20 protein-coding genes are annotated in these 24,224 nt (G+C 71.3%); 13 read left to right on the top strand and 7 right to left on the bottom strand.

Features of this window, described 5'->3' with window-relative positions; genetic code table 11:
• Positions 1-54: 54 nt before the first annotated feature.
• Positions 55-810: an alpha/beta fold hydrolase gene (locus tag MQE23_RS14040; RefSeq protein WP_243379309.1), complete on the top strand. Its 756-nt coding sequence runs from the start codon at positions 55-57 to the stop codon at positions 808-810.
• Positions 811-818: 8 nt separating this feature from the next.
• Here the strand turns inward: MQE23_RS14040 and MQE23_RS14035 are convergent, their stop codons facing one another.
• Positions 819-1,637, bottom strand: coding sequence for an AfsR/SARP family transcriptional regulator (locus tag MQE23_RS14035; RefSeq protein WP_243379308.1), 819 nt, complete (start codon positions 1,635-1,637; stop codon positions 819-821).
• Positions 1,638-1,889: 252 nt separating this feature from the next.
• Here MQE23_RS14035 and MQE23_RS14030 point away from each other — a divergent pair, with 252 nt between their 5' ends.
• Both MQE23_RS14030 and MQE23_RS14025 read left to right on the top strand, forming a co-directional pair.
• Complete coding sequence (locus tag MQE23_RS14030; protein WP_020271025.1) at positions 1,890-5,744, top strand: type I polyketide synthase; 3,855 nt, start codon at positions 1,890-1,892, stop codon at positions 5,742-5,744.
• A gap of 117 nt (positions 5,745-5,861) precedes the next feature.
• Positions 5,862-6,545 carry a TetR/AcrR family transcriptional regulator gene (locus tag MQE23_RS14025; protein WP_020271024.1) on the top strand — a complete coding sequence of 228 codons (684 nt, stop codon included), beginning with the start codon at positions 5,862-5,864 and terminating at the stop codon, positions 6,543-6,545.
• A gap of 79 nt (positions 6,546-6,624) precedes the next feature.
• On the opposite strand, the gene glgX is transcribed toward MQE23_RS14025, so the two are convergent.
• On the bottom strand, positions 6,625-8,892 hold the full coding sequence (gene glgX / locus MQE23_RS14020) for a glycogen debranching protein GlgX (protein WP_243379307.1): 2,268 nt from the start codon (positions 8,890-8,892) through the stop codon (positions 6,625-6,627).
• Positions 8,893-9,078: 186 nt separating this feature from the next.
• On the opposite strand from glgX, the gene MQE23_RS14015 reads away from it, so the two are divergent.
• The 8 genes from MQE23_RS14015 to MQE23_RS13980 all read left to right on the top strand — a co-directional run bounded on the left by MQE23_RS14015 (position 9,079) and on the right by MQE23_RS13980 (position 16,580).
• A complete protein-coding gene (locus tag MQE23_RS14015; protein WP_037667856.1) occupies positions 9,079-10,323 on the top strand; it encodes an Ig-like domain-containing protein in 1,245 nt (414 codons plus the stop codon).
• A 161-nt stretch (positions 10,324-10,484) separates the two neighbouring features.
• Entirely contained in the window at positions 10,485-11,711 is a 1,227-nt protein-coding gene (locus MQE23_RS14010; RefSeq protein ID WP_243379306.1) for an Ig-like domain-containing protein, read from the top strand.
• Positions 11,712-11,798: 87 nt separating this feature from the next.
• A complete protein-coding gene (locus MQE23_RS14005) occupies positions 11,799-12,566 on the top strand; it encodes an enoyl-CoA hydratase-related protein (protein WP_243379305.1) in 768 nt (255 codons plus the stop codon).
• 272 nt (positions 12,567-12,838) lie between these two features.
• Positions 12,839-13,342, top strand: a complete 504-nt coding sequence (locus MQE23_RS14000) for an ATP-binding protein (RefSeq protein ID WP_037667854.1) — start codon at positions 12,839-12,841, stop codon at positions 13,340-13,342.
• Between the two features lie 108 nt (positions 13,343-13,450).
• Positions 13,451-14,629, top strand: a complete 1,179-nt coding sequence (locus MQE23_RS13995; RefSeq protein WP_243379304.1) for a YncE family protein — start codon at positions 13,451-13,453, stop codon at positions 14,627-14,629.
• Between the two features lie 93 nt (positions 14,630-14,722).
• Complete coding sequence (locus tag MQE23_RS13990; protein ID WP_020271016.1) at positions 14,723-15,358, top strand: ADP-ribosyltransferase; 636 nt, start codon at positions 14,723-14,725, stop codon at positions 15,356-15,358.
• A gap of 46 nt (positions 15,359-15,404) precedes the next feature.
• Positions 15,405-16,319 carry a MerR family transcriptional regulator gene (locus MQE23_RS13985; RefSeq protein ID WP_020271015.1) on the top strand — a complete coding sequence of 305 codons (915 nt, stop codon included), beginning with the start codon at positions 15,405-15,407 and terminating at the stop codon, positions 16,317-16,319.
• 48 nt (positions 16,320-16,367) lie between these two features.
• The gene (locus MQE23_RS13980; protein WP_020271014.1) at positions 16,368-16,580 is read left to right on the top strand and encodes an EF-hand domain-containing protein; all 213 of its coding nucleotides are present in this window, start codon (positions 16,368-16,370) and stop codon (positions 16,578-16,580) included.
• Between the two features lie 64 nt (positions 16,581-16,644).
• Here MQE23_RS13980 and MQE23_RS13975 read toward each other — a convergent pair whose 3' ends face one another.
• Both MQE23_RS13975 and MQE23_RS13970 read right to left on the bottom strand, forming a co-directional pair.
• Entirely contained in the window at positions 16,645-17,436 is a 792-nt protein-coding gene (locus MQE23_RS13975) for an ATP-binding cassette domain-containing protein (protein WP_020271013.1), read from the bottom strand.
• Entirely contained in the window at positions 17,433-19,145 is a 1,713-nt protein-coding gene (locus tag MQE23_RS13970; protein ID WP_243379303.1) for a 2-isopropylmalate synthase, read from the bottom strand. Before MQE23_RS13970 ends, MQE23_RS13975 begins: the two co-directional genes overlap by 4 nt.
• Positions 19,146-19,340: 195 nt before the next feature.
• On the opposite strand from MQE23_RS13970, the gene MQE23_RS13965 reads away from it, so the two are divergent.
• Together MQE23_RS13965 and MQE23_RS13960 are read left to right on the top strand one after the other, a co-directional pair.
• Positions 19,341-20,033 (top strand): FCD domain-containing protein, encoded by a 693-nt coding sequence (locus MQE23_RS13965; RefSeq protein ID WP_037673249.1) that lies wholly within the window; start codon positions 19,341-19,343, stop codon positions 20,031-20,033.
• Positions 20,034-20,111: 78 nt separating this feature from the next.
• Positions 20,112-20,774 carry an NAD(P)-binding domain-containing protein gene (locus tag MQE23_RS13960; RefSeq protein WP_243379302.1) on the top strand — a complete coding sequence of 221 codons (663 nt, stop codon included), beginning with the start codon at positions 20,112-20,114 and terminating at the stop codon, positions 20,772-20,774.
• Positions 20,775-20,799: 25 nt separating this feature from the next.
• Here MQE23_RS13960 and MQE23_RS13955 read toward each other — a convergent pair whose 3' ends face one another.
• The 3 genes from MQE23_RS13955 to glyA form a co-directional block, all read right to left on the bottom strand.
• Positions 20,800-21,357, bottom strand: coding sequence for a GH25 family lysozyme (locus tag MQE23_RS13955; RefSeq protein ID WP_020276712.1), 558 nt, complete (start codon positions 21,355-21,357; stop codon positions 20,800-20,802).
• Positions 21,358-21,492: 135 nt separating this feature from the next.
• Positions 21,493-22,860, bottom strand: a complete 1,368-nt coding sequence (locus MQE23_RS13950; protein ID WP_020276711.1) for an L-serine ammonia-lyase — start codon at positions 22,858-22,860, stop codon at positions 21,493-21,495.
• Between the two features lie 95 nt (positions 22,861-22,955).
• Positions 22,956-24,218: a serine hydroxymethyltransferase gene (glyA, locus tag MQE23_RS13945; protein WP_020276710.1), complete on the bottom strand. Its 1,263-nt coding sequence runs from the start codon at positions 24,216-24,218 to the stop codon at positions 22,956-22,958.
• Positions 24,219-24,224 lie beyond the last annotated feature (6 nt).

Here is a 24,224-nt window from a genome sequence, read left to right as displayed (position 1 = left end):
GCCCGGCGCGGGCGCTGCACGCGTCCCATGGCCCCGACCCACCAAGGAATGAGCATGGCTTCCCACTCCGAGGACTGGACGCACGTGTTGCGGCCCTCCGCAGACCGCGGCAGCCGCGTCGTCGTCTTCCCCCACGCGGGCGCCGGCGCGCAGCGCTACGCGAGCGTCCTGGCCAGTCTGCCGGAGACGGTGGAGGTCGTGGGTGTCACCCTGCCCGGGCGGGAGCGGCGCGCGAGCCTCGCACCACGTACGACGCTGGCGGCCGCCGTGCCGGGCATCCGCCGGGAGTTGAGCGCCCTCGACCCCGCCCCCACCGTCTTCTACGGCCACAGCCTGGGAGGGCTGCTGGCCCTCGCCGTCGCCGACGCCGGCGGACACTGCGACGGGCTGGTCGTGAGCTGCTCGCAACCGGGCGCGCACAGCCGGCCACGCCCGCAACTCCCGGGCACGGCCGCCGAACTGGCCGAGATCCTCGCATCCCACCGCCTGCCCGCCGACGCCCTGCACGACCCGTCGCTCAGCCCCGCGCGACGGATCCTGGCCCATGACCTCGCGCTCGCGCGGGACGCGCTGCGCGCCGTGGAGCCGCTGCGGCTCACCGTGCCGGTGACGGCACTGGCCGGTACGGACGATCCGCTCGTCCCGCCGGACGCGCTGCCCCTGTGGGCCCGCTTCACGTCGGGCCCGTTCCGCTGCCGGTTCGCCCGGGGCGGGCACTTCTTCCCCTTCACCCCGTACGGCCAGGGCGTCCTGCTCGAAGAGCTCCTCGCGTCCCTGACGGCCGCTCACACGGGGGCACTCGCCCACTGAGACGGGCGCTACGCCCCGACGAGATGGGGGGAGCGGTCGTCCAGGAACGTGTGCTCCAGCGCGTCGTCACAGTTCAGGATCTGCTGCTGGAGGCGACGCAGCCGGTGCGAGGGTTCCAGGCCGATCCCGTCGGTCAGCGCGGTGCGAACGCCCTGGTAGGCGGCCAGCGCGTCGTTGCGGCGCCCGGAGAGGTACAGCGCCAGCATCAGGTACTCGTGCAGCACCTCGTCGTAGGGATTGAGCGCCACGAGGGCGTGCAGTTCGCCGATGACCTCGGCGTAACGGCGCAGCCGCAGGTCCAGGCCGACGCGCTGGCTCAGCACCGCCTTGCGGTCCTCCTCCAGTCGCAGCACGTGCGGGTGCAGTACGGGCCCGGCCGGCACATCGGCCAGGGGCGCGTCACGCCACAGCTTCAGCGCGTTGTTCAGCTGCGCCGACGCCTGTGACAGGTCCCCCCTGGCCTCCGCCTCACCCGCCGCCGACACGAGCCGGTGGTAGCCGACGATGTCGAACTGCTCGCCGGGGACTTCGAGCCGGTAACCGGTGGCCTCGGTGATCAGCGTCTCCTTGGGGAGACGGTCCGAGGGGCCGTCGGTGAGGGCGTGGCCGATGCTCTTGCGGATCTGCATGACGCAGTTCTGGATGCCCGTCGAGGCGCTCATGGGCACGTCGAGGCCCCACAGTTCGCGCTCGATGGCGGCCCGCTGCACCACGCGGCCCCGGTTCAGGATGAGCACGGCGAGGAGCTTTCTGGCCTTCAGCGCCGTGGGAACCACCGACACGCCGTTCATCGTCACGCGCAGGGGGCCCAGCACTCTGGCGATCATCCGTCCTCCTCGCTCAGGTGTGTAGCGGTTTATCAATGGACTGTAGCCCATGTTTTGACCGGTGTCGTTTGCGAACTCCTCGCCCTATGCAAGGAAACAGCAGGTCGCCTACCTTGCGAAGCCTGGGGAAATGCGCCTGTGACGCACTCTTCTCCTGTCGTTCATCGAGTCAACTGGAAGTCAAACTTGGCCTCTGGTTTACTTTTGGACCTGACACCGCAGAACAAGGGGGGCTTCGTGCAGCAAGGCGGCATGCCTGACATCGCGATCGTCGGGATGGGATGCAGATTTCCGGGAGCGCCCGGGGTGCGGGAGTTCTGGCACCTGCTCGAGCGCAACACCGACGCCGTCACGCCCGTGCCGGAGGACCGGTTCGACGTGCGCCGGTACCACTCGGCGCGGCCGGGCGAACCGGGCACGACCGTCTCGCGGCACGGCGGGTTCATCGACGACCTGTACGGCTTCGACGCCGCCTTCTTCGGGATCGCCCCGCGCGAGGCGCTGGCCATGGATCCTCAGCAGCGGGTCCTCCTCCAGGTCGTCTGGGAAGCACTGGAGGACGCGCACATCCGCCCGTCCTCGCTGGCGGGCAGTCGCACCGGTGTCTTCGTGGGCCAGGCGACCGCCGAGTACGCGGACCTGGCGGAGTCCGACGGGCATCAGGACGTGCACGGGATGGCGGGCAGCCGGCTGCGGACGATGACCGCCGGGCGCCTCTCCTTCGCCCTCGACCTGCGGGGGCCCAGCCTGATGGTCGACACCGCGTGCTCCTCGTCCCTGGTGGCCGTGCACCTGGCCCGGCAGAGTCTGCTGACCGGGGAGAGCGACCTGGCCGTCGCCGCCGGAGTCAACGCCGTACTCTCGCCGTCCGACGCCATCACCTACTCCCAGGGCGGCATGCTCGCCCCCGACGGACGCTGCAAGTTCGCCGACGCCTCCGGCGACGGCTTCGTCCGCAGCGAAGGAGTGGGGACCGTCCTGCTCAAGCGGCTGCCCGATGCCCTGCGCGACGGCGACCAGGTCCTCGCCGTACTGCGCGGAAGCGCCGTCACCAACGACGGCCAGGGCAGCGGAACGCTGCTTCAGCCCGCCGTGTCCGGACAGACCGAGATGATCCGCTCCGCCTGTCGCAGCGCCGGCATCACCCCGGACCGACTGGACTACGTGGAGGCACACGGCACCGGCACCCCCGTCGGGGACGACGTCGAACTGCGCGCACTGGCAGAGGCCGTGGGCGACGAAGGACGGTCCCGGTCCCGTCCGCTGCCCATCGGCTCCGTCAAGACCAACATCGGCCACGCCGAAGCCGCCGCCGGGATCGCGGGCCTGATCAAGACGGTGCTCATCGCCCGGCACCGCACCATCCCCGCGTCCCTCCACCTGCGCACGCCGCACCCCGTCCTGGCCGGTGACGCCGCCGCCCTCGCTGTCGTCACGCGCAACACCCCGCTCGTGCCCGGTGATCGGCCCGCACTCATGGGTGTCAGCTCCTTCGGCCTCTCCGGTACCAACGCGCACGTGATCGTCGGCGAGTACGTGCCCGAGCCGCGCACAGGCCGGCTCCCGCACCGCACTTCGGACGCTCCCGAAGAGGCGCAGTTGATGCTGCTCAGCGCCCGCACCCCGGCCGCCCTGAGCCGGCTCGCCGCGCGCTACGCCGACTTCCTGGACGGCGACGAGGGCCGCGCGTTCCCCCTGCGCGACATCTGTCACACTGCGGCCACACGACGTGACGCACACCCCCACCGCCTGTGGGCCGTCGGCCGCACGCACGACGAACTCGCCGCCGCTCTGCGCGCCCTGGCCGCGGGCGAGGAGACACCGGACGGAGGGACGGCCGACGCCGGATTCACGGGCGACCGCCGGACCGCGTTCGTCTTTCCCGGGCAGGGCTCGCAATGGCTCGGCATGGGCCGCCGCCTGCTGGCCTCGGAAGAGGTGTTCCGCCGGACCCTGACGGAATGCGACGGGGCCGTCCGGGAGGAGCTGGGGTGGTCGGTCATCGGCCTGCTGACCGGCGACGGCGAGGACGCACCGGCACAGGAACTCCCCGACGACGTAGCCGTGGTGCAACCCCTGCTGTGGGCCGTGCAGGTGTCACTGGCCGCGCTCCTGCGCGCCAAGGGAGTCGAACCCGACCTGTGCGTCGGGCACAGCATGGGCGAGGTGGCCGCCGCCCAGGTCTGCGGGGCACTGTCGCTGAGGGACGCCGCCTCGGTCATCTGCCGGCGCAGTTCCCTGATGCAGGGCCAGGCGGGGCGCGGCGCGATGCTGGCCGTCGAACTCGACGCGCCGGCCGCGGCGGACGCGGCGGCGCCCCACGGCGACGCGGTGTGCGTCGCGGCGGAGAACGCCCCCGCAAGTACCGTCCTCGCCGGGGACGCGCGCGCTCTGCACCTCATCGCCGAACGCCTCCAGGCCCAAGGAGTGTCCTGCCGGTACGTCAAGGTCAACGTGGCGTCCCACTCGCCGTACATGGCGGAACTGCGGGACGACCTGGCCGACGCCCTCGCCCACCTCACGCCGCTGCCCGCCCGTACCGCGATGTTCTCCACCACCCGCTGCGAGCCGGTCGACGGACCCGAACTGGACGCCGCCTACTGGGTGGACAACCTCCGCGAGCGGGTGCGTTTCGTCGAGGCCGTGCGCGCAGCCGCCAAGGAGGAGACGGTGTTCCTGGAGGTCAGCCCGCACCCGCTGCTCGCCCAGTCCGTCACGGCGGTCCTCGACGAGCAGGGCGCCGCACCGGCCGCCGTCGCCACCTTGAAGCGCCACCAGGACGACGGCGAGAACCTCACCCGGGCGCTCGGGCAGCTCTTCTCCCACGGCGGACGCATCGACTGGAACAGCTACTTCCAGGGGGCCGCGCCCCGCGTGCCGCTGCCGACGTACGCCTGGGACCAGGAACAGTTCAGGAAGGAGCCGGCCCCCGCTCCGGCGCCCGCCGCGCCGGCCGAGCACGTACGGGAGGTCGAACTGCGCGAGTTGGGCCTGGATGACCTCGGCCAGAGCGTCCGCACCGGGGACGGCGCAGCCGTCGTACCGCCGGTGCTCTACGTCAAGGCCGTCCTGCGGGCGGCGGACGGCATCGGGCCACGCGGTGAAGGCGTGCTGGAGGACGTCGAGTTCGGGGACCGGCCCTGGGAGCTGGCACACGCCCGCGATGCCGCGGTACGCGTGTGCCTGACGCCCGCCGCGCAGCAGGGCTGTTTCGTGTTCACCGTCACCGCGCTGCGCACTGCGGACGGCACCCGGGACGGTGAGCTGTGCATGACCGGCAGGTTCCGCACGGCCGCCCCGGCCGCCGAGGAGGGAGAGGGCGCTGCCGGCCGGAGCGGGACGGCCGAGCCGTACGGCCGGGAGCTGCTGGACGCCGGCCTAACCCGGTGCACCGCGTACGTGCCGGCGGCGGAGTTCTACCGCCGTGCCCAGGCCCGCGGCTACACCATCGACGCGGCGCTGTGCACCGTGGCGCAACTGTGGGGGTCCGAAGGCGAGTCGGTGGCTCGCATGCGCCGCTCGCCCGGCGCGGGGACGGCGGGGCTCGAAGCGGGGCTGCTGACGATGCTCGCCGCGTGGCCGCACGCCACGGGGGCAGGGGGGAGGCCGGACGGCTACGTGCCGGTGTCCTTCGGCCGTGTCCTGGTCCGGGACGAGGCGGGAGTCGGCCAGGACCACTGGTGCGTGGCCCGCTTCACGCCCTCGGACGGTACGGACGACGCGCGCTGTGATGTGTGGCTGACGGCCGAGGACGGCCATGTGATCGCGGAGTTCCGGGACATACGACTGCGTCGCCGGGCGGCGGGTCCCGCCCGCGAGGCGCTCGACGCGGAAGGCCCGGTGCCGGTGCCGGTTCCCGCGACCACGGCCCCCGGGCGCGCCCCCACGCCCGACGACGTACTGAAGCAGGCCGCCACCGTGCTCGGCCTCTCGGCGACCCGGCTCGATCCGCGCAGACCGCTGCGGACCCTGGGCCTGGATTCGCTGCTGGCGACCGAGCTCAGGGTGCGTCTGCACCGCACGGCGGGTGTCGACATATCCGCCAGGCGGCTGCTGGGCCGCGAACCCATTGGCGTGATCGCCGCTTCCGTGGCGTCACAGCCCTGACGCCACCGCCCTGACGTCATCTCAGAAAACGAAGACCATGACTCATAGATGTACCGTGGTATATTTTTTTCATGGCCGGGGGAGCCCGCACAACGACGTGAGAAGGCGAGGAAGCACATGGCCTCTGAACCTGCCCGCCCCCTCGGGCGCAGAGAGCGCAGCAAGCAGCGGGTTCGGGACCGCATCTACACCTCTGCCCTGACCCTCTTCGCGGAGCAGGGGTACGACCGCACCACGATCGATCAGATCGCCGAGCACGCCGACGTGGCCCGGGGTACCTTCTTCAACTACTTCCAGCGCAAGGAAGACCTGGTCACCGCCTGGGCCGAGGCCCGCAAGCGGCGCCTGGAGCTGTGCATGGAAGAGTCGATGAAGTCCCGGAACGACGATGTGACGGTGCACCTGGAGAGGTGCATGGCGGCACTGGCGGAGTTCAACGAGTCCGAGCGGGAGATCACCGCCGCCATGCTCCAGGCCTGGGTGAAGGCCGGCCAGCCACTCCTCGAAGAGCCCTACGCGGGCCAGGTCTTCGCCGACATCATCGAAGCCGGGCGCCGGCGCGGGGAGGTCACCTTCGACATCGATCCGATGAGAGTCGGCAACATCCTGCGCGATTCGTACCTGGGCCTGCTCTACCGCTGGTCGCAGAACCCGGACGGGCGGCTACCGCTCCACATCGAACTGCGCGAGGTCCTCCGGATCGTGCTCACGGGTGTCCTGTCGTACTCCCAGCACGGTCGCGGCGCCCCGGCGTCGTCGACTCCCGCCGCGACTCCGCTCGCACCGTCGTCGCCGGCGTAGAAACCGGCCAGGGTGCGGACCGGCCCGCCGACCGTGAGGTCGGCGGGCCGCTGTCGCGGGGGTCCGGCGAAACGGTCCCTCAGCCCGCCACCCGCAGCAGCAGCACCGCCCGCGCCGGCATCGTGATCTCCGCCCCCGCCGGGTGCTCCACGCCCGGCGCCCCCTCCTGCTCCTCCAGGCTGGTGTCGACGACGACCTCGTACCGTTCCGCCCACGGCGGCCCCGGCAGCACGAAACTCACCGGCGCCTCGCCCGCGTGCAGGACGGCGAGGAAGCTGTCGTCGAGGATCTGGTCGCCCCGCTCGTCGCGGCCCGGGATGTCCCGGCCGGAGAGGTACATGCCCAGGGTGGCGGCGGGCGCGTACCAGTCCTGCTCCGTCATCTCGGTGCCCCGGGACGTGAACCAGGCCAGGTCGCGCAGCCCGTCCGCGGTCTGGGCCCGGCCCGAGAAGAAGGCCCGGCGCCGGAGTACCGGGTGCCGGTGGCGCAGCTCGATCAGCCGGGAGGTCAGCTCGAACAGCGCCTTCCAGCCCGGGTCCTGGAGCAGGCTCCAGTCCACCCAGCTGATCTCGTTGTCCTGGCAGTACGCGTTGTTGTTGCCGCCCTGCGTCCGGCCCAGCTCGTCGCCCGCGACCAGCATCGGCACACCGGTCGACAGCAGCAGCGTGGTCAGCAGGTTCCTGAGCTGCCGCCGCCTGAGCGCGGTGACGCCCTCGTCGTCCGTCTCGCCCTCGGCGCCGCAGTTCCAGGCCCGGTTGTCGTCCGTGCCGTCGCGGTTGCCCTCGCCGTTGGCCTCGTTGTGCTTGCGCTCGTAGCTCACCAGGTCGCGCAGGGTGAAACCGTCGTGCGCGGTGATGAAGTTGACGGACGCGTACGGCCGGCGCCCGCCCCAGGCGTACAGGTCGCTGGAGCCGGACAGGCGGTACCCCATCTCCCGCACGTCCGGCAGCGCGTGCCGCCAGAAGTCCCGAACGGCGTTGCGGTACCGGTCGTTCCACTCCGTCCACAGCGGCGGGAACGCCCCCACCTGATAGCCACCCGACCCCACGTCCCACGGCTCGGCGATCAGCTTCACCCGGCGCAGCACCGGGTCCTGGGCGATCACCGCCAGGAACGGCGAGAGCATGTCGACGTCGTGCATGGAGCGGGCCAGCGCCGCCGCCAGGTCGAAGCGGAAGCCGTCCACGCCCATCTCCGTCACCCAGTACCGCAGGGAGTCCGTGATGAGCCGCAGCACATGCGGCTGGACCACGTGCAGGGTGTTGCCGCAGCCGGTGTAGTCGGCGTAGCGGCGGGGGTCGTCCTGGAGTCGGTAGTAGCCGCGGTTGTCGATGCCCTTCAGGGACAGCGTCGGCCCCAGCTCGCCCGCCTCAGCCGTGTGGTTGTAGACCACGTCGAGGATGACCTCGATCCCGGCCGCGTGCAGGGCGCGCACCATGCGCTTGAACTCGCCGACCTGCTGGCCGGTCGTCCCGGAGGCGGCGTAGGCCGCGTGCGGCGCGAAATAGCCGATGGAGTTGTAGCCCCAGTAGTTCCGCAGGCCTCTGCGCAACAGATGGTCCTCGTGCGCGAACTGGTGCACCGGCAGCAGCTCCACCGCCGTCACGCCCAGCTTCACCAGGTGCTCGATCGCCGCCGGGTGCGCGAGACCGGCGTAGGTGCCGCGCAGCTCCTCGGGTATGCCCGGGTGCAGCCGGGTGAAGCCCTTGACGTGCAGCTCGTAGATCACCGAGTCCGCCCAGGGCGTCTTCGGGCGGCGGTCGTCCGCCCAGTCGTCGTCATCGTGGACGACGACGCCCTTGGGGACGTACGGCGCCGAGTCCCGGTCGTCGCGCACGGTGTCGGCGACGTGCTGCTGCGGCCAGTCGCGCACGTGCCCGTAGACCTCCGGCGGCAGGCTGCCGTAGTCGTTTCCCTCGGCACCGTCGACCGCCCGGGCGTACGGGTCGAGGAGCAGCTTCGCCGGGTTCCAGCGGGCGCCGGTCCACGGGTCCCAGCGGCCGTGCACCCGGTAGCCGTAGCGCTGCCCGGGCAGTACGCCCGGGACGAAGCCGTGCCAGATCTCGTGGGTCAGCTCGGCGAGCCGGACCCGCGACTCCTTGCCCCGGTCGTCGAAGAGGCACAGCTCGACCCCTTCGGCCCCGCCCGCCCACAGGGCGAAGTTGGTTCCCGCCACCCCGTCCGGGCCGACCCGGAACCGGGCGCCCAGCGGCGTCGGCGCGCCCGGCCGGGCGGGCACCGCGGGCGGCGGCGCGGCCCGCCGTGCGCCGGGTACGGCGGCGGCCTGGCGCCCGTTCCCGGTGGCCTGATGACCGGCCACCGCCTCCTGCTCGGCTGCGCTGGACACCTGTCAGCCTCCCGCGGCTCGTGGGACGACGGGGGACAGAGGGGTGCGGCTCTGCTGCGGCCCGGGTCGCGGCTCCCCTGCGCGTCGTCCTCCCCACTGTTCTGCCCAGAGCGTGGGTCGCACTCACGTTTCCCCGGGGGCGGGCATGGTCGTTTCCCGGGGACGCGGCCGGTCGTTGGGCACCTCGTGAGGCACGTACAAGGGCGCGCGCGGCGCGCGAGGGCCGCGCTGGCCGCCGTAGTGACATGGGCAGGGCTCCTGACCGGGGCCACCGGCTGTACCTCGGACGACGCGGGCGGGATCGCCGGGGCGTTCGGCGCGCCCCCGGCGCCCGAGGACGTCATCCGGGTCTCGCCCGACGACGGCAGCAGGGGCGTGCGCCCCGGGAAGAAGCTGCGGGTGCGTGTGCCCGACGGCAGGCTGGAGTCGGTGAAGGTCGTCCGGTCCCAGGACGCGCAGGAGTCCCCGGTGCCCGGGCACCTCTCCGCCGACGGACTGACCTGGGAGCCCGACGAGAAACGGCTCGCGCTGGCCGCCGAGTACACGGTCGACGCGGTGGCCGTGGACGGCGACGGACGCCGCTCCGCCCGGCACACCACGTTCACGACGTACGTCCCGGAGGAACGCTTCATCGGCTACGTCAGCCCGGAGAACCGGGCCACGGTCGGCACCGGCATGATCGTCTCGCTGGAGTTCAACCGGGAGATCGCCCACCGCGCCGCCGTCGAACGCGCCGTGCGGGTCACGGCCCGCCCGGCCGTCGAGGTCCGCCCGCACTGGTTCGGCCGGACCCGCCTCGACTTCCGCCCCGAGCACTACTGGAAACCCGGCACCCAGGTCACCGTCGCCCTGCGCCTGCGGGACGTCGAGGGGGCGCCCGGGGTCTACGGCCTCCAGCACAAGACGTTCTCGTTCACCGTCGGCCGCAGCCAGGTCTCCGTGGTCGACGCCGCCCGGCACACGATGGAGGTGCGGCGCGACGGCGAGGTGCTCGCCACCGTGCCGGTCACGGCCGGGGCTCCGAAGAACACCACCTACAACGGCAAGATGGTGGTGACCGAGATGCTCGACGTCACCCGGATGAACGGCGCCACGGTCGGCTTCAAGAAGCGCGACGGCAAGGGCGAGTACGACATCCCGGACGTCCCGCACGCCATGCGCCTGACCGACTCCGGCACCTTCCTGCACGGCAACTACTGGGCCCACCACTCCGTCTTCGGACGGACCAACGTCAGCCACGGCTGTGTCGGACTGCGCGATGTGAAGGGCGGCGGCTCGGACACCCCGGCCGGCTGGTTCTTCGACCGCAGCCTCATCGGGGACGTCGTCGAGGTGGTCCACAGCAACGACAAAAAGGTCGCTCCCGACAACGGCCTCGGAGGCTGGAACATGGGCTGGAACGCATGGAAGGCGGGCAGTGCGGTGAAGTAACCCGACAGGGGGGCGGGCTGCTTCAACACTCCGTGGAAGTTGGGACTGAACAGTGACAATCGCAGGCCGCCGGGGCCCGGAGCCTTGTGGTTAATATTCGCCGGTGCGCGGGGGACGCGCAGGGGTGCGGGCCTGACCAGGCCCTGGGAGGGGAGAACAACTTGAACGGGCGACCGATATCGGGGGCGTCGGCCCGCGGCAGGCACGGACTGCTCGCACTGATACTGGGAGTGCTGCTGCTCGCCGTCACGGCGTGCGGCGGCGGGGGGACCGGCTCCGGTTCCGGCGGGGACGCCGGCAAGGACGCGGACGCCGCGCAGAGCAAGCAGTCCGAGGCCGTCGTCGGCATCACCCCCAAGGACGGCGCCAAGTCCGTCGACACCAGCGGGGCGCTGAAGGTGACCGCCGCCAAGGGCAAGCTGACCGAGGTCGTGGTCAAGGACGCCAAGGGCAAGAAGGTCGACGGCGAGATATCCGGCGACGGCGCCAGCTGGACGCCGTCCACCCACCTGGCCGCCGCCACCAAGTACACGGTCCACGCGGTCGCCAAGGACTCCGAGGGCCGCACGGCAGCGGAGGACGCGGGCTTCACGACACTGACGCCGAAGAACACCTTCATCGGCACCTTCACCCCCGAGGACGGCTCCAAGGTCGGCGTGGGCATGCCGTTCTCCATCCGCTTCAGCAGGGGCATCACCAACCCGGACGACGTCGAGAAGGCCATCCGCATCAGGACGGAACCGGCCGTGGACGTCGAGGGCCACTGGTTCGGCAACGACCGCCTCGACTTCCGCCCGGAGAAGTACTGGAAGCCCGGCACCAAGGTGACCGTCGACCTGAACCTCGACGGCGTCGAAGGCCGCTCCGGCGTCTACGGCGAGCAGGACAAGAAGGTCGAGTTCACCATCGGCCGCAACCAGGTCTCGGTCGTCGACGCCAAGAAGCTCACCATGAAGGTGATGCGCGACGGCAAGGTCATCAAGACCATCCCGGTCACGACCGGCAAGCCCGGCATGGAGACCTGGAACGGCCAGATGGTCATCAGCGAGATGCTCACGGTGACCCGGATGAACGGCGAGACCGTCGGCTACGGCGGCGAGTACGACATCAAGGACGTCCCGCACGCCGTGCGCCTCACCACCTCCGGCACCTTCCTGCACGGCAACTACTGGGCGGGCGGCGCCTTCGGCAACTACAACGCCAGCCACGGCTGCATCGGCCTGCGCGACGTGCGCGGCGGCTGGGACAAGAAGGTGCCGGCCGCGTGGTTCTTCAACCACTCGATGGTCGGCGACGTGGTGGTCGTCAAGAACTCCGAGGACCGGATCGTCGACCCGGACAACGGGCTCAACGGCTGGAACATGTCGTGGGAGAAGTGGAAGAAGTAGCCCCGACCCGGCGACCCTGACGACGAGGCCCTGGTGTGACGGACCGCACCAGGGCCTTGGTCGTTAGTCCCCGTTAACCTGCTGCCTATGACCGTCTCTCTCGAAGTCGCTGAAGGCGTCGGCACGCTCCGTCTCGACCGCCCGCCCATGAACGCGCTGGACATCGCCACGCAGGACCGGCTGAAGGAACTCGCCGAGGAGGCCGCGCGCCGCGAGGACGTGCGGGCCGTGGTGGTCTACGGCGGCGAGAAGGTGTTCGCGGCCGGCGCGGACATCAAGGAGATGCAGGCGATGGACCACACGGCGATGGTCCTGCGCGCCCGCGCCCTGCAGGACTCGTTCACGGCGGTGGCCCGGATCCCCAAGCCGGTCGTCGCGGCCGTGACCGGCTACGCGCTCGGCGGCGGCTGTGAACTCGCGCTGTGCGCGGACTTCCGCATCGCCGGCGAGAACGCCAAGCTCGGCCAGCCGGAGATCCTGCTCGGCCTGATCCCCGGCGCGGGCGGCACCCAGCGCCTGGCCCGCCTGGTCGGCCCCTCCAAGGCCAAGGACCTCATCTTCACCGGCCGGATGGTGAAGGCCGACGAGGCGAAGGAGATCGGCCTGGTCGACCGGGTCGTGCCGGCCGACGAGGTGTACGCGCAGGCGCACGCCTGGGCCGCGAAGCTGGCGCAGGGCCCGGCCCTCGCCCTGCGCGCCGCCAAGGAGGCGGTCGACACGGGCCTGGAGACGGACATCGACACGGGCCTGGCGATCGAACGGAACTGGTTCGCGGGCCTGTTCGCCACCGAGGACCGCGAGCGCGGCATGCGCAGCTTCGTGGAGGAGGGGCCGGGCAAGGCGAAGTTCCTCTGATCCCCCTCCTGGGGCTTGCAATTGACGCGGCGTCTGATCCGCGTCCCTCGATGGGGCGGTTTATGCCAGCCTTAAGGCAGCCTTAAGCGTGTCCGGTCGCGCGTCTCCGTCGATTGCCGCGAAACGGGCCGTCGGCGCAGGTCAGAGCGCTGTGAGTGATTTCGAAGTGCCTTTGACATATGCCGTCGGCTCGCCTGTTTGCACCCCGCTCCCGGGGGCGTTTTCCCCGGGAACGGCCCCCAAGCCCGCTCCGGGCGGCCATGATGGGGGGCATGGCGGGGCTGGAGGGTATGGAACAGCCGCGGGGACACGCACATGCGGCCGCGGCGCGCTGGTCGCCGACCGTCGAGGACGAACGCGCGCTGAAGGCGCTGGAGTTGTACGGCAATCCGACGGAGGCAGAGGTTCCACTGCCGTCCCGCCCCGAGTCCGCGGCCACCGCCAGACGACTGACCCAGGTCGTGGTCCTGCGCCACTGGGGGCTCACCCCCAAGATCACCGAGGACGCGGTGCTGCTCGTCTCCGAGTTGGTGGGCAATGCCGTACGCCACACCGGCGCCCGGATCTTCGGGCTGAGTCTGCACCGGCGCCGCGGCTGGATCCGCGTCGAGGTCCGTGACCCGTCCCGCGGGCTGCCCTGTCTGATGCCGGTCCAGGAGCTGGACATCAGCGGCCGGGGCCTGTTCCTCGTCGACAAGCTGGCCGACCGCTGGGGGGTCGATCTGCTGCCCCGGGGTAAGACCACGTGGTTCGAGATGCGGGTCAACGACCGCTGAGGACCGCCACCGGCCGGGCTCGACGAGGGGCGTGACCTGCGACAGCTCGCCTGGCCGCCGATCGGGCGAATCACCGGTTTCCCCGTGAAGCGGACCTTAAATGGTGCAATGCACCGCCACCTTGTCAAGAGCGCCCTCGTCGTGGGCGCCGCCCTCGCCTGCCTCGCCGCCTGCGGCACGCAGGACGGGGAACGGACCCCCGAGGCACGCGGCACCAAGGCCGCCGTACCCGCGCCGCGCGAGAAGAAGCCCGTCCAGGGGCTGCCCGGAATGCCGCCCGTCCTGGACCCCGAGGACGTGTACGCGGCCGACCGCCCGAACAAACTGTCGCCCGTGGTCAAGGACTTCCCGTCCCGGGTCTACGTCCCCAACACCGAGTCCGACACGGTCTCCGTCATCGACCCGAAGACGTACGAGATCATCGAGACGATCCCCGTGGGCCGGCAGCCGCAGCACGTCGTCCCCTCCTGGGACCTCAAGACGCTCTGGGTCAACAACAACCGCGGCCACACCCTCACCCCGATCGACCCGAAGACCGGCAAGGCGGGCAAGGAGGTGGAGGTCCACGACCCGTACAACCTCTACTTCACGCCCAACGGCAAGTACGCCGTCGTCATGGCCTCCCTCGACCGCGAACTGGTCTTCCGCGACCCGCACACCATGGAACGCAGGAAGACGGTCCCGGTCTCCTGCTACGGCGTCAACCACGCCGACTTCTCCCTCGACGGCCGCTACTTCATCGTCTCCTGCGAGTTCAGCGGCGAACTGCTCAAGGTCGACACCGAGAAGATGAAGGTCGTCGGACAGCAGCGGCTGCCGTTCGAGGGCGCCATGCCGCAGGACGTGAAGATCTCACCCGACGGCAAGAGGTTCTACATCGCCGACATGATGGCCCACGGCATGTGGGTCCTGGACGGCGACAAGTTCACCGAGCCCACCCTGATGCCCACCGGCAAGGGCTGCCACGGCCTGTACGTCGGCCGGGACTCGCGGGAGATGTACGTGTCCAACCGCGGCGAGGGCACGATCTCCGTCTTCGACTTCACGCAGGACAAGCTGACCAAGAAGTGGCAGCTGCCCGACGGCGGCAGCCCCGACATGGGCGGTGTCTCCGCCGACGGCAAGGTGCTGTGGCTGTCCGGCCGCTACGACGGCGAGGTGTACGCCATCGACACCCGCACCGGCACCCAGCTCGCCCGCATCCCGGTCGGCAGCGGCCCGCACGGCCTCGCGGTCTACCCGCAGCCCGGCCGCTACTCGCTCGGTCACACGGGCATCTTCCGGTGACGGTCATCCGCCGTCCACCGAGGGGCAGTTGACACGCCCCTGATCGGGTGAGGGTCCCCGGCCCGGCGCCGCGGACCCGCGATCGTGCCCCTCGTGATCACCACCAGCATCCGGCGGCGCACCGCTGCCGCCGCCCTCTGTCTCGCGACCGTCCTCACGACCACGGCCGCCACGCCCGGCCGGGCTCCCGCGGCTTCCACGGCTTCCGCGGCAACGGCCGCCACGGTCGCCGCCCCCGGTCCTGCCGCCTGTCCCGTCCAGTTCGACGACAAGATCAAGGCCGCCGCCGACCGCCGGGTCCAGGTCGCCCGCATCACTCCCGACCCGTCCTGGCGCACCAGTTGCGGCACCCTCTACCGCGCCGACGGCCGCGGCCCGTCCGTCGTCTTCGAGCAGGGCTTCCACCCCAAGGACGTGGTGAACGGCCAGTACGACCTGGAGAAGTACGTCCTGGTCAACCAGCCCTCCCCGTATGTGTCGACCACGTACGACCACGATCTGTTCAAGAAGTGGAAGTCCGCCTTCAACTACTACGTCGACGCCCCCGGCGGTGTCGACGTCAACAAGACCATCGGTGACACCCACAAGTGGGCCGACCAGCAGGAGGTCGCCTTCCCCGGCGGCATCGCCCGCGACTACATCGTCGGCGTCTGCCCGGTCGACAAGCGGACCAGGACCGAGATCATGAGCGAGTGCGAGAGCAACCCGCACTACGAGCCCTGGCACTGAGCGGGGGCTTGAGTCTCCACCCGCTGGAAGGCCCAGACTCGCAGACATGATCGACGACGGCACCGGACTGCTCACCATCGGCGAACTGGCCCGGGTCACCGGACTGACCGTGCGCACCATCAGGTACTGGTCCGACGAGGGCGCGCTGCCCCCGGTGACCCGGTCAGCGGGCGGTTACCGGCTGTACGACGCCGAGTCCGTGGCACGTCTGGAGCTGATCCGGACCCTGCGCGAACTCGGCCTCGGGCTGGCGGACGTCCGCCGGGTGCTGGCCGGGGAGACGACCGTCGCGCAGGTCGCCGCGGCGCACGTGGTCGCACTGGACGCGCAGATCCGGTCGCTGCAGGTGACGCGTGCGGTGTTGTCGACGGTCGCGAAGCGGGGTTCCGACGCGGAGGAGATGACCCTGATGAACAGACTGGCACGGCTGTCGGCGGCCGAACGGCGGCGGATCGTCGAGGACTTCATGGCGGAGATCTTCGAGGGGATCGACACGGCCGACCCGGACATCCGGCGCAGGCTGCGCTTCGCGGCGGCACAGCTGCCCGACGACCCCACGCCCGAGCAGGTGGACGCCTGGGTGGAGATCGCCGAGCTGATCCAGGACCCCGGCTTCCGCGCGCAGATGCGGCAGATGATCGAGTTCAACGCGGCGGACCGGGGGCCGGACGTCCCGGCCGGTTCGTCCCTGTGGTTCATGAGCCGGCTCGTTCAGCTCGCGGCGCAGGCACGGCAGCGAGGCATCGCCCCCGAGGCGCCGGAGGCCGACGATGTGCTGAGGGACCTGCTCGGCGACACCGACCGGACCGCCGTACTCGAACGCCTCACGGCCGCCTCCAACGTACGGATCGCCCGCTACCGCGAACTGCAGGCCATCGTCAACGGCCTCGACCCCCAGCCGACCTACGACGAGGAGTTCGCCTGGGTGGTCGCCGCGCTGGAGGAACATACGGGCAGTTAATCTGACCTGCGTCAGCAAGACCCAGAACACGAGAGTAGGGGCGGACCGGTGGCGGACATCGAGGAAGCACGCAAGCAGTTCGAGCGGATCGATACGGACGGTGACGGATTCATCACCGCTGCCGAGTTCAAGACCGCCCTGGCCCGGTCCGGCGACTGGAACGTCACCGAGTCGGTCGCCGAGGTCGTCATCAAGACCCGCGACCTCGACGGCGACAAGAAGCTGAGCTTCGACGAGTTCTGGGCCTACCTGAACAAGTGACGGCGGCGCTCAGGTGCCGCGAGGTGTGGGGCCCGGTCCGTCCGCGGACGGACCGGGCCCCTCGTCATGCCCGCCGAGCCGTGCGTACGCTCCAGCGGCCGTCGTGCCGCTCCAGGGCCAGCGGCAGGTCGAAGCACTTGCCGAGCTGGTCGGCGGTCAGCACCCCGGTGACCGGGCCGCCCGCCAGCGGCCGCCCCTCGCGCAGCAGCAGGGCGTGCGTGGTGTGCGCCGGCAGCTCCTCCAGGTGGTGGGTGACCAGGACCGTCGCCAGGCGCGGATGCTCCCGGCGCAGCTTTCCGAGCGCCTCCATCAGCTGCTCCCGGCCCGGCAGGTCCAGGCCGGTGGCCGGTTCGTCGAGGAGCAGCAGCCGCGGCTCAGGCATCAGCGCCCGGGCGATCAGGGTCCGGCCGCGCTGCCCCTGGGACAGCGTCGGCCAGCGCGCCTCACGGTGCTCGGCCAGCCCCAGCGTCCGGATCAGCCGCTCCGCCCGCTCCCGCTGCTCCGGCTCCGGACGCCACCGGGGCAGCGGCTCCACCGAGTTGGTCAGGCCGGTCAGGACGACGTCCTGTACCCGCAGCGGCGAGGTGAGCGGATGCCGCGGGTCGACGTGCCCGACGTGCGCGCGCAGCTCCCGCACGTCGACCCGGCCCAGCCGGTGGCCCAGCACCTCCACGGAGCCCCGGGTCGGGTGGACGAGCGCGCCGAGCAGGCCGAGCAGGGTCGACTTGCCCGCGCCGTTCGCGCCGAGCAGCGCCCAGTGCTCACCGGCCCGGACGGTCAGCGACACCTCCGCCAGGATCGGCCGGCCGTCGCGTACGACGTGGACGTCCTCGGCGCGCAGGACGACCGGCGTCACCGCAGCGCCCTGTTCACCGCGGACAGCACCGCCTGCACCGAGGCGCCCAGGGACGAGGAGTCCCGGCCCGCGCCCCAGCACGTCCTGCCGCGGACACGGCACTCGGCGAAGGCATCCGTGCCCTCGTCGCCGGCCTGCTCGCAGAAGTCGAGGACGTCCACGGTGATCCCGGCGCCGGCCAGCGCGTCGACGAACGCCGAGAGCGGGCCGCCGCCGGTGCCCTCGTAGTCGCCGGTGCGGTCACCGGTGCGCAGCGTGCACACGAAGCGATGGCCGCCGTCCTCGTCCCGGTGCACGGACCAGGCCTCCAGCGCCACCTCCCCGTCCGCCACCAGGTACGCCGCCCGGAACAGCGCGTACAGCTCCTTCGCCGTCATCTCCCGCCCGCTGTCGTCCGTCGCCTCCTGCACGGCCCGGGAGAAGTCCGGCCGCATGCGCGCGGGCAGGTCGACGCCGTGGTGGGTGCGCAGCAGATAGGCCATGCCGCCCTTGCCCGACTGCGAGTTCACGCGGATCACCGCCTCGTAGGAGCGGCCCACGTCGGCCGGGTCGATCGGCAGGTACGGCACCGACCAGGGTGCCTGCCGCTCCGGCACCCCCAGTTCCCGGGCCCGGTCGGCGTGCCGGGCCAGTCCCTTGCTGATCGCGTCCTGGTGGGTGCCCGAGAAGGCGGTGTGGACGAGCTCCCCGGCGTACGGGTGGCGCGGGTGTACCGGCAGCCGGTTGCAGTGCTCGACCGTCTCCCTGACGGTGTCGATGTCCCGGAAGTCGATCATCGGGTCGACGCCCTGGGCGTACAGGTTCAGCGCCAGGGTCACCAGGTCGACGTTGCCGGTGCGCTCCCCGTTGCCGAACAGGCAGCCCTCGACGCGCTGGGCACCGGCCAGCACGGCCAGTTCGGCGCAGGCGACGCCGGTGCCGCGGTCGTTGTGCGGGTGCACGGAGAGGATCACGCTGTCGCGCCGGGACAGGTGGCGGTGGATGTACTCGATCTGGTCGGCGTAGACGTTCGGCGTCGCGATCTCCACGGTCGCCGGGAGGTTGTGGGTGACCGGCCGGTCCGGGCTCGCGTCCCACAGTTCGGTCAGCCCGTCGCACAGTTCCAGGACGAAGTCGGGCTCGGTCAGGTTGAAGGTCTCCGGGGAGAACTGGAAGCGGACGTACGAGGCCCGGTCCGCCCGGCGGGCCATGTGCTCGGCGGCCTCCCGCACGGTCCGCCACACCTCGGCCCGGTCCCGCCCCAGGACGACGTCCCGCCACACCGGCGAGGTCGCGATGTACAGATGCACGACGGCCCTCGGCAGCCCCTCGATCGCCTCGAAGGTGCGGTCGATCAGGTCCTGGCGGGCGGGGGTGAACACGACCGGCGTGACATCGTCCGGTACGGCACCGGAGGTCGCCAGGTGCCGTACGAAGTCGAAGTCGGTGCGGCTCGCCGAGGGGTAGCCGACCTCGATCTCCTTGAAGCCCATGCCGGTCAGCAGGTCGAAGAAGCGGCGTTTGCGGGGCGTGTCCATCGGTTCGGCGAGGGCCTGGTTGCCGTCGCGCAGGTCGACGGGGACCCAGAGGGGAGCGCGCTCGATCCGGGCGGCGGGCCAGTCGCGGTCCGCGGCGGGCACGTGCACGCGCTCCTGGAAGGGGCGGTAGCGGTGGAAGGGCATGGGGCCCGGGCGCTGGGGGTTCCAGACCGGGGCAGGGGTGGTGGTCATCGTCGGCTGTGGCCTTCCGGCTCGGTCGGACGGTGACCGGCAGCACGGCGCCCCGCGGCGGGGTGCCGGTCGCGTCAGGCCCCGCCGCGGCAGCCGAGAAGAAGACTGCGGAAGATCATGCGCAGTACGCTATCCACCACTCAGGTCCTCAGACAAGTGGAAACCTCCCACTCCTCAGACAAGTTGGTGAACCAGATGCCGCTAGCCGCCGTCCGTCCCAGCCCTCTGGTCGAGCAGGCCGCCGCCCGGCTGCGCGAGCAGATCGCCGACGGCGTCTGGCCGGTCGGCACCCGGCTGCCCGGTGAGACGACGCTGGCGAAGGAACTGGGCGTGGGCCGCTCCACCGTCCGCGAGGCGCTGCGCGCGCTCGCCGGAGCCGGGCTGGTCCGGCCCCGCCAGGGCGCCGGCGTCTTCGTCATCGCGACCGAGCCGGTCGAGGACTGGCCGACCCGGCTGCGCCGGGCCGCCGTGACCGACGTCTACGAGGTCCGGATGGCGGTCGAGGTGCACGCGGCCCGGCTCGCCGCGCGCCGCCGCACCCCCGAGGACGTCACGGCGCTCCGGGCCGCGCTGGAGGGCCGCCGCGCCGCCGGTGCGGCCGACGACGCCGCCTTCGTCGACGCGGACATCGCCTTCCACGCGGCCGTGATCGCCGCCGCCCACAACCCGGTGCTCGCCGACCTGTTCGCCGAGTTCAGCCCCGTCCTGCGCGAGGGCCTGATCGAGCTGCTGTCCCTGACCGGCCTGCGCGCCGACGACCCGGACACCGGTGACGAGGCACACGAGGCACTCGTCCGGGCGGTGGCGGACGGGGACGCGGAGGGGGCGGCGGAGGTGGTGCGGGGGGAACTGGAGGACCCGTTCGCACCTTCCCGGAAGCCGGAATAGCCGCTCCGCCCGGCAGGTTGACCCTGATCACGAAGCTGGCCAGGAACTCCTGACCCCCTGGAAGGGCGAGGCGAGGACATGAAGATCGGCATCATCGGAGCGGGCAACATCGGCGGCAATCTGACCCGGCGGCTCACCGCCCTCGGTCACGGCGTGTACGTCGCCAACTCCCGCGGCCCGCACACGCTCACGGCCCTCGCGGAGGAGACCGGCGCGACACCCGTGACGGTCGAGGAGGCACCGCGGGGCGCCGAGATCGTCGTCGTCACCATTCCGCTGATGGCGGTCCCGGACCTGCCGTCCGGCCTGTTCGACGAGGCGGCCGACGGCGTCGCGGTCATCGACACCGGCAACTACTACCCCCGCCAGCGGGACGGCAGGATCGCCGCGATCGAGGACGAGGGCCTCACCGAGAGCCGCTGGACCGAGCGGCAGCTCGGCCACCCCGTGATCAAGGCCTTCAACGGCACGTACGCCCAGGACATCCTGGACCGGCCGCTCCCGGCCGGCGACCCCGACCGCATCGCCCTCCCGGTGGCCGGCGACGACGAGGCGGCCAAGCGCAAGGTACGCGACCTGATCGACGAACTCGGCTTCGACACCGTCGACGCCGGCGGCCTCGACGACTCCTGGCGCCAGCAGCCCGACACCCCGGTCTACGGCCTGCGCGGCGGCGTCGAGGCGGTCACCAAGGCCCTGGCGGAGGCATCCCCGGAACGCACGCCGGAGTTCAGCGGCTAGGCGGACCCGCCCTAGACGTGTCCGCCTAGGTGTCCGTCGCCCACCTCCGCAGCGCCGCCTTGCTCTCGAAGTCCGCCACGTTCTTGTCCAGCGGGTCGTCGGTGTACTGGTGGAATCGCCATTTGGCCTTGATGCGGGGCTTGCCCGCGCTGACGTAGTCGGCGATCCACAGGGCGTCGCCCGCGTAGGACGTCGTGTCGATGTTCAGCCAGAAGTGGCGGTTCGCGTAGAGGATGACCTGGTTGTCCGGCCGCAAATCCTTCAGCTTCCGGATGAACAGGTCCTTCTCCGCGTTGCTCGCGTGCGTCCCGTCGCTGGTCGTCTCCCAGTCGACGGCGAGGATGTCCCCCGGCCGGTCCGGGGCCTTGGCGAGGAAGTACTCGGCCTGGGCGGTGAGGTTGCCGGGCCACAGGAAGTGGTAGAAGCCGACGACCAGACCAGCGTCGCGGGCCCGCTTCGTCTGGGCGGCGAGTCTGGGGTTGACGTAGGAACGCCCCTCCGTCGCCTTGACGAAGACGAAGGAGAGGCCGTCGGTGTCGTAGGAGCTGGACTGGTAGGCGCTCACGTCGATGCCGCGCAGCATGGGGGGCTCCCTGAAGTGCTGGTGGGGGAGGGGAGTTGGTGCCTACCCACCATGGCACGGGCCGCTGTGGGCTGACCTGGAAATCCCCAACTCGCGCTGGTCGTGAGCTCTGCGCCGGCCACGGCCAGGAGACCGTCAGCACTCGATGATGTTGACCGCCAGCCCGCCCCGCGCCGTCTCCTTGTACTTCACCGACATGTCCGCGCCGGTGTCCTTCATCGTCTTGATGACCTTGTCCAGGGACACCTTGTGGGAGCCGTCGCCGCGCATCGCCATGCGCGCGGCCGTGACGGCCTTCACCGCGGCCATGCCGTTGCGCTCGATGCACGGGATCTGGACCAGGCCGCCGACCGGGTCGCAGGTCAGGCCGAGGTTGTGTTCCATGCCGATCTCGGCGGCGTTCTCGACCTGTTCCGGCGAGCCGCCGAGGACCTCGGCCAGCGCGCCCGCCGCCATGGAGCAGGCGGAGCCGACCTCGCCCTGGCAGCCGACCTCGGCGCCGGAGATGGACGCGTTCTCCTTGAAGAGCATGCCGATCGCGCCCGCGGCGAGCAGGAAGCGGACCACGCCCTCCTCGTCGGCGCCGGGCACGAAGTTCATGTAGTAGTGCAGGACGGCCGGGATGATGCCGGCCGCGCCGTTCGTCGGTGCGGTGACGACCCGGCCCCCGGCCGCGTTCTCCTCGTTGACCGCCATCGCGTAGAGGGTGATCCACTCCATGGCGAGCGCCTTCGGGTCGCCCTCGGAGCGCAGTTTGCGGGCGGTGTTCGCGGCCCGGCGGCGTACCTTGAGACCGCCCGGCAGGATGCCCTCGCGGGACATGCCGCGTGCCACGCACGCCTCCATGACGCGCCAGATCTCCAGCAGGCCCTCGCGGATCTCCTCCTCGGTGCGCCAGGCCCGCTCGTTCTCCAGCATCAGCGCCGAGATGGACAGGCCGGTCTCCTGGGCCATGCGCAGCAGCTCGTCGCCCGTGCGGAAGGGGTACTTCAGCACGGTGTCGTCGAGCTTGATGCGGTCCGCGCCGACCGCGTCCTCGTCGACGACGAAGCCGCCGCCGACCGAGTAGTACGTCTTCGTCAGCAGCTCCGCGCCCGAGGCGTCGTACGCCCAGAGAGTCATGCCGTTGGCGTGGTACGGCAGGGCCTTGCGGCGGTGCAGGACCATGTCGTCGTCGTAGGAGAACGCGATCCGGTGCTCGCCCAGCAGGTTCAGCCGGCCGCCGGCCTTGATGGTCTCCACCCGTTCGTCGGCCGTCTCCACGTCCACCGTGCGCGGCGAGTCGCCCTCCAGGCCGAGCAGCACCGCCTTGGGCGTGCCGTGGCCGTGGCCGGTGGCGCCGAGCGAGCCGTACAGCTCCGCGCGGACCTTCGCGGTCGGGGCGAGCAGCTCCTCGTTGCGCAGCCGCCGGGCGAACATCCGGGCCGCGCGCATCGGGCCGACGGTGTGGGAGCTGGACGGGCCGATGCCGATCGAGAACAGGTCGAAGACCGAGATGGCCACGGGGACTCCTGACTACGGGGGTGGTGCAAGGGGTGGTGCAGGGGGACAGGGCGCCCCGCCCCACGCGGAACGGGGCGCCCTGAAAGGTTTCTTCGTTATGCGGTCTGACCCGGGTACAGCGGGTGCTTGTCGGCCAGGGCCTTCACCCGGGCCTTGAGGGCTTCGGCGTCGTAGGACGGCTTCAGCGCCTCGGCGATGACGTCCGCGACCTCCGCGAAGTCCTCGGCCGTGAAGCCCCGGGTCGCCAGGGCCGGCGTGCCGATTCGCAGACCGGACGTCACCATCGGCGGGCGCGGGTCGTCCGGGATCGCGTTCCGGTTGACCGTGATGCCCACCTCGTGGAGGCGGTCCTCGGCCTGCCGGCCGTCCAGCTCCGAGTGGCGCAGGTCGACCAGGACCAGGTGCACGTCCGTGCCGCCGGACAGGACGTCCACACCCACGGCCCGGACGTCGTCCTTCACCAGACGCTCGGCCAGGATGCGGGCACCCTCCAGCGTACGGCGCTGGCGCTCCTTGAAGTCCTCCGAGGCCGCGACCTTGAACGCGACGGCCTTGGCGGCGATCACGTGCTCCAGCGGACCGCCCTGCTGACCGGGGAAGACAGCGGAGTTGATCTTCTTGGCGAGTTCGGCCGTGGAGAGGATCACACCGCCGCGCGGGCCGCCCAGCGTCTTGTGGGTGGTCGTGGTCACCACGTGCGCGTGCGGCACGGGGTTCGGGTGCAGCCCCGCCGCGACGAGCCCGGCGAAGTGCGCCATGTCGACCATCAGGTACGCGCCGACCTCGTCCGCGATCCGGCGGAACGCGGCGAAGTCCAGCTGCCGCGGGTAGGCCGACCAGCCGGCCACGATCAGCTTCGGCTTGGACTCCTTGGCGAGCCGCTCCACCTCGGCCATGTCGACCCGGCCGTCCTCGCCCACGTGGTAGGCGACGACGTCGTAGAGCTTGCCGGAGAAGTTGATCTTCATGCCGTGGGTCAGGTGCCCGCCGTGCGCGAGGTTCAGACCCATGATGGTGTCGCCCGGCTTGAGCAGCGCGAACATCGCGGCGGCGTTGGCCTGGGCGCCCGAGTGCGGCTGCACGTTGGCGTGCTCGGCGCCGAACAGCTCCTTGACGCGGTCGATCGCGATCTGCTCGACCACGTCGACGTGCTCGCAGCCGCCGTAGTAGCGGCGGCCCGGGTAGCCCTCGGCGTACTTGTTGGTGAGGACCGAGCCCTGCGCCTCCATGACCGCGACCGGAGCGAAGTTCTCCGAGGCGATCATCTCGAGCGTGGACTGCTGCCGGTGCAGCTCGGCGTCGACCGCGGCGGCCACGGCCGGGTCGAGCTCGTGCAGGGGGGTGTTCAGGACGGACATACGGCT

The sequence above is a fragment of the Streptomyces sp. HP-A2021 genome (assembly GCF_022807935.1).
GTDB classification, from domain to species: domain Bacteria; phylum Actinomycetota; class Actinomycetes; order Streptomycetales; family Streptomycetaceae; genus Streptomyces; species Streptomyces afghaniensis.
Note: the sequence above shows the minus strand (reverse complement) of the source record. Positions and strands in the feature narration are given on the sequence as shown.

What these genes read in the sequence shown, in the direction of transcription:
- MQE23_RS13955 (WP_020276712.1), bottom strand. Translation starts at nt 21,357, where the DNA reads ATGCTGCGCGGCATCGACGTGAGCGCCTACCAGTCCAGCTCCTACGAC.
- MQE23_RS13995 (WP_243379304.1), top strand. Translation starts at nt 13,451, where the DNA reads ATGCACCGCCACCTTGTCAAGAGCGCCCTCGTCGTGGGCGCCGCCCTC.
- MQE23_RS14030 (WP_020271025.1), top strand. Translation starts at nt 1,890, where the DNA reads ATGCCTGACATCGCGATCGTCGGGATGGGATGCAGATTTCCGGGAGCG.
- glyA (WP_020276710.1), bottom strand. Translation starts at nt 24,218, where the DNA reads ATGTCCGTCCTGAACACCCCCCTGCACGAGCTCGACCCGGCCGTGGCC.
- MQE23_RS13970 (WP_243379303.1), bottom strand. Translation starts at nt 19,145, where the DNA reads ATGACCACCACCCCTGCCCCGGTCTGGAACCCCCAGCGCCCGGGCCCC.
- MQE23_RS13965 (WP_037673249.1), top strand. Translation starts at nt 19,341, where the DNA reads ATGCCGCTAGCCGCCGTCCGTCCCAGCCCTCTGGTCGAGCAGGCCGCC.
- MQE23_RS13960 (WP_243379302.1), top strand. Translation starts at nt 20,112, where the DNA reads ATGAAGATCGGCATCATCGGAGCGGGCAACATCGGCGGCAATCTGACC.
- MQE23_RS14025 (WP_020271024.1), top strand. Translation starts at nt 5,862, where the DNA reads ATGGCCTCTGAACCTGCCCGCCCCCTCGGGCGCAGAGAGCGCAGCAAG.
- MQE23_RS14035 (WP_243379308.1), bottom strand. Translation starts at nt 1,637, where the DNA reads ATGATCGCCAGAGTGCTGGGCCCCCTGCGCGTGACGATGAACGGCGTG.
- MQE23_RS14005 (WP_243379305.1), top strand. Translation starts at nt 11,799, where the DNA reads ATGACCGTCTCTCTCGAAGTCGCTGAAGGCGTCGGCACGCTCCGTCTC.
- MQE23_RS14000 (WP_037667854.1), top strand. Translation starts at nt 12,839, where the DNA reads ATGGCGGGGCTGGAGGGTATGGAACAGCCGCGGGGACACGCACATGCG.
- MQE23_RS14040 (WP_243379309.1), top strand. Translation starts at nt 55, where the DNA reads ATGGCTTCCCACTCCGAGGACTGGACGCACGTGTTGCGGCCCTCCGCA.
- MQE23_RS13985 (WP_020271015.1), top strand. Translation starts at nt 15,405, where the DNA reads ATGATCGACGACGGCACCGGACTGCTCACCATCGGCGAACTGGCCCGG.